The following is a 5,095-nucleotide window of genomic DNA, read 5'->3' as shown; positions in this document are numbered from 1 at the left end:
TGGCGTGTGCCGATCGAGCAGGAAGCCGCGCGGCTGGCACGCGCCAATCGTAAGCGAAGGGTGTGACGTTGTGCGTCGAGCTGAAGTATTCGATCAGCCCGTCGTACGACAGGCCGATAGGACCATCTGGTTCGACAAGTGGCACAGCAGCGGCGGCGAGCTTGTATTCGAGCTGGTCGAGCCCGTTGACGATGCGGTAACTCAGCCACACCCGCTCGTCGCCAATCTTCAGATTGCTGCCGAGAATGCCCGGCAGCACGATCAGCGCAGGTTTCGTCGGATCGTTGGCAGGAGCGGCGCCGCGCAGCCCACCCGAATCCTTGCCAGCCCATGACAGCGGGCCGATAGTCTGGAAGCCGCGCGGCGTTACGTCATCGATGATCGCGGACGTGATGGCGTCGGCGGTTGCCGGGTTGCTGAAATAGCGGAAGTGCGAAACCTGCCCGTTCTGATCGAACAGAAACGATGCCGTGCGCTCGCGCGGCACCCCGCCGTACATAGAACGCGTCTGTACCACATAGTCGTTGTCGGTCCAGAAGAATGCATCTGATAACAAAGTTTTTAGCCAGGATGCGACCGAGTCTCCCTGCACGTCACCCGAGACCACGCGCAGGTCACCCGGCAGCGGACGCGCGGGCGAATGAAGCCAAGTAATTAGCGCACTGTCCGGCGCTTGCGCGGCCAGTCCTGGCACGTCTTTCGGATCGAGCCCGGCCTGTGCGACCCCAGTCAGCAGTTCCACCAGTTCCGGCGCGACCGGAACCTGCGCAAGTTCGAGCGTCCACTTGAGCACAGACAAGTACGCATCCAGTCGTTTCGAGGCCAGCAGCGTCCCGCGCACCGGACCAGCGACGCGCACCACGCGGTCCACCGTGATCGACTTTTCGCTGATCGCGTCGGCCAACGCGCGCAGTTCGTCCAAGCGCTCTGGCGTGTCTTTGAAAAACGCTTCGTCCGCAGCGCTGATGACGGGATTCGCGCACACGCGCGCCAGCACTTCTGCGACCAGACCGCCACGCGAGTGCGTCACCAGATGCAAGCGATTCTTACCCTTCAGCGCACTGACGAGCGTGAGCGCGTTGGCGACGGGGCTCGCGCCGAGCGTCGGATGATCTAAGGCATAAACGCTGTCGCGATAAGCCGCGACGAGCCTGTCCACCTTGTCAGGATGCTCGCTCCAGAGCTTTCCGAAGCTGCCGCTCGTGTCCGAAAACGTACCGTGGATAAAGACCAGCGCAGGCGCACTGCCGGGACGCGGCCTAATGGAATCCGCCGTTAGCGGCGTCACTGCGCGGAAGTTACCCGGCGCGGTAGCCGAGAGCGAGAACATGCCGTTCCCGACGGAGGCGTCGAAGTGCGAAATGAGCTTCTCGACAATGCCTTGTTCCAGCGCGTTCGTCAGCGGCCCCTGCACGAGCCGTATAGCGGAAAGGAACACTCGCTCAATAACGCCACGCGTCTTGCCTCGCGCGGGCGTGAGCCCGTTCCACGCGAGCGTGTTCGGCACGAAGACTTCGGCGTTGCCGTTCGCAGTGACATTGTCGGGCGTTTGCTGTGCCTTCAGCAGGTCGCGCGCGTTGTTGGGATGCAGCACGAGGGACGGGCCGTCTTTGATATCCAGTATGACGTAATGATTTCCAGTTGTGGCGGCCAGCCGGAAGTCGTCGCCTGCGCCGCGCGTCGTGCTCAGGACGACTGAGTCCGTGACTTGGGCATCGATCGGAACGCTCGTTCCGCGCCCCGGCGCGCCGGACGTGACGTTGCGCTCGTTGCGCCCGGTCACTCGGAAAATCACGGTGTTGGCAGTTTGCGGCATGACTGTTACCTCGCGCTTCGATTGTTCGAGATATTGGAGTTGCCTGGTCACATGACGCTGTCTTCACAGGCGGGGCCGGGCAGGGAAGTGAGTAGAGCGTAGTTTTTGGTCTTGGGAGGCGGCAGAACGAAAATATAGTTCAAGAAATGCAGTACGCGGCAGACAAGGGTTCGTATCAATCGGCGCTTTTGCTAAAAACGAGAACATGCTGCGCAAAGCATATCTTGCGCGCGTGGTACGCCCGCAAAGTGCTGGGAGATCGTACAGAGCAGCACGCTGCAGTCTAGGCAAGAGGCGCAGGTCTGTGCACGGTTTCCGCCCAAAATGTCGTCCGTATCCGGTGTGTGCGATCAGGCGTTCAAACTGAACGATGTGCGCGATTCAGCGGGACATCGTCGTAACGCGTTATGGAGAACTGATGCCGCTCGGATTTCCGTGCAGGTCACTTATGGCGATCGAGATGGACAGGGAATCGACAATGACGGCGTGAGCTGGCGTCTTCCAGACTTTGCGCTTCTCACGGCCTTGGATTTTGCGAAGCTCTTTGCACCGAAGGCCGATGCCAGGACGCTGAGCGACTACTGTGCGGCTTCACGCGTCTGCAACGCTTCTTCCGGTTGGCAGTCAACGGCAACTTCCGCTCGCCGTTCAACATGGAGAGGCTTTCCTCGGTCTAGAGACACTGCGAGCGCTTCATACCAGCGATCCAGCGTAACGACGAGTTGGGCGCCTGCCTTTGCGGATCGGCAGACGCAGTCCGTTGAAGGCGGATGCGTCTTGCGCCTTCGCTGTGATTGGAACGCTCTGCGGGCGAGGCACTTCCTCGCCTTTTTTGCGATTCAACAGATCCCCGATCATGTCGACCGCAAGATAGTCTTTTGATATCGGCGCCGACTCGGTAATTTTTCGGTCGGCCGCATGAGATTGTCTGCCCACGACTATAGTTTGGTCTTGTTGGCGGATTAAAGCGTCCTAAACTTCTCTCAAAACAAGGCGCCGCAAGGGAAATAAAACATCAAGAAGATCCCTACGGGTTGCTTGAGAGTCCTCATCGACTAGCGCGTCATCCACAGCACCGAAAAGTTCAAGCTTGTGCGGATTGCTCCGGCATGGGTAGCCGCGGAATCGATCAGTTCGAGGAGCTCAGGGAGAGGTGGCCGTCCAGCCGCCCGCTTTAGCGATTCGCACATGGATTGCCGGCAACCTGTTCGACGGTTGGCGCTGCGTCGTATATGCCGTGCATTCAGGTGCACTACCGATCACGGCACGACATGACGAACTCGCTAGGACACCAGCGAAGAAAATACGGAGAATGCGATGAACCTGATCACGCTTCTGGGCATTCTGTGGGTCACGTGGGCGATTCTTCATTACGGAATTTTGCCGGCGTTGAAAGACCGCTGGGTCGCATCCGATATGCGCAGGAAGGTATTGCGCGCCGGATCGCTGGCTATGGCCGAGAAGCTGCGCGATCTCGCCGCCACGGGTGTGCTAGCGCTCGCGGTGATCGTAGCGCTGGTCTGGTGTTCGGAGCGGCTAGCGGGCGCCTCGCTGAACGCGCCGAAGCTGATGATCGAGAGCACCGGAGCACTTTACACACTGGTCAAGCACATCGCCGACGGATACGGGACGGTCCTTTCTTTAGTGGGTGTTGTCGGCGCGTTGTGGGTCTTGTGGAAAACGGCTCGGCACGCGAGAAGACGCCTCGCGCAAACGTGGTCGGAAGAGGCAGTGAGAATCTACGACCATTTGAGGGAACATCCGGAAGAACTTCCGGCGCTAAGAGCCGACACCTCGCTCTGGCCGTTTCTGGACAGGATCGACGAACTTGCCGCGCAACTGGGCGTGTTGAGCGCAGAAGAGAAGCGGGAGGCAGGAAAAGAGCAGTCGGCTCCGCCGGACAGCGCACGGGCCGCCGGCGATACCTCGTCCGCAGCAGCGGGACTGAGCGAGGAGGCGCAGGCCGAGCGCGCATGCAGCAACGAGGCGTTGTTCGAGCAATTGTCCCATTGCCTCTATGAACTGTCGGTGGAAAAAGCGGCGAAAGACCTTGATATCGAACACGCCCTGGCCACTGCGTCGCCCGAGCAATCGGAGCGCATAAGCGTCTGGCACCGCGTGTTGCGCTCGATTTCGAGCAAGCGCTTCAGCGAGGACCTGGGCATCGTGAAGAAACCTTTGTCCTATCTTGCAACCGTGTTGCTCTACGTGTCGCTTATCGGTTGGGCAGCGGAACCGCTGGCGAATAGTCTGCAGCTTGTTGTGAATAATCTGCGCGTCAATCTCGTCGCTCACGACTCGCGCCAGGACTTGGACGCGGCCTTGTCGCAGGCGACACCGACCGCTGACGACGCCGTCCTGCGGCTGGCGCGAACGCCCTCGACCGTTCAGTACGCCAGCCGGCTTCTGGCTCGTGCGGCGATTCGCGAAGTGATCGCCTCGAGCGTGCTCGACGACATAGCCGGGGTCGAACGCAACCAGACGAGCCGCAACGAATTCGTGCGCGCGGCAATCGACGACCAGACGTATCACGCGAGCTCGGTGACGGATGTCTCCGACGATGCGAACAAGGTTCGTCAGGAAGTGGCCCATCACGTCGGTGACCCGGGGTCTCCCGTTCCTCCGCCGAGTGTGGAGCGCGACATCGCGTCGACGCTCGAACCGTCGCTGCAAAAACTCGAGCAGGAAAATCCCGGGAGACTAGCGCGTATCGTGGCACAGGTCGAGGCGCGCTATGCGGCGCCGATGAGTCCGCTCGATGCGCAGGGAAGAGTCGTGAGCGAGATAATCGACCGTGCTTTCGGCGCCGTCGACACGCAATCGTCCAGCGAACTCGGCAAGCAAGGCGAAAAGCTCGTGAAAGAGTTCGGCAAGAAGGCGGTTAAAGAGTGGGTGGAATCGTTCGCGCGCCAGTACGTCACGAATGCGATCATGACTACCGCGCGTCCCGATGTCTGGGCACATTCGACGGGCGGCATTCATTTCGAGGCGTCGCACGACGCGCACGACTTCGTCGCCGCCATGAACGCCGCGCAGGGGCAAGGCTGGGATACGAGCGCCGGCAGCCAGGAGCAGCATATGTATCAGAAGGTCGCTGCGGAGATGGCTAAAGATGCGCCAGACCGCCGCGCGCAACAGGCCGTTTTTGACAGCATGGGCGGATACGATCATCTTTTCCCAGCTCGCGACGACACGCCGCCAAACGCATTCGATGGACCGGAAAGAGGGCCTTCCGCTGGTGGTGGTGGTGGTAGCGGCGGCGGCGAGCGAGTTCGCGGA

The 5,095-nt window shown here is 60.7% G+C and carries 2 protein-coding genes; one reads left to right on the top strand and one right to left on the bottom strand.

Going from position 1 to position 5,095, the window contains the following annotated elements:
• The coding region (locus ACRXB1_RS29955) for an esterase/lipase family protein (RefSeq protein ID WP_449494099.1) at window positions 1-1,816 on the bottom strand (1,816 nt) is incomplete at its 3' end.
• A gap of 1,317 nt (window positions 1,817-3,133) precedes the next feature.
• Between ACRXB1_RS29955 and ACRXB1_RS29950 the strand changes: the two genes are divergently transcribed.
• The coding region (locus ACRXB1_RS29950; RefSeq protein ID WP_449494098.1) for a hypothetical protein at window positions 3,134-5,095 on the top strand (1,962 nt) is incomplete at its 3' end.

It is taken from the genome of Caballeronia sp. M23-90, from assembly GCF_053574605.1.
Note: the sequence above shows the minus strand (reverse complement) of the source record. Positions and strands in the feature narration are given on the sequence as shown.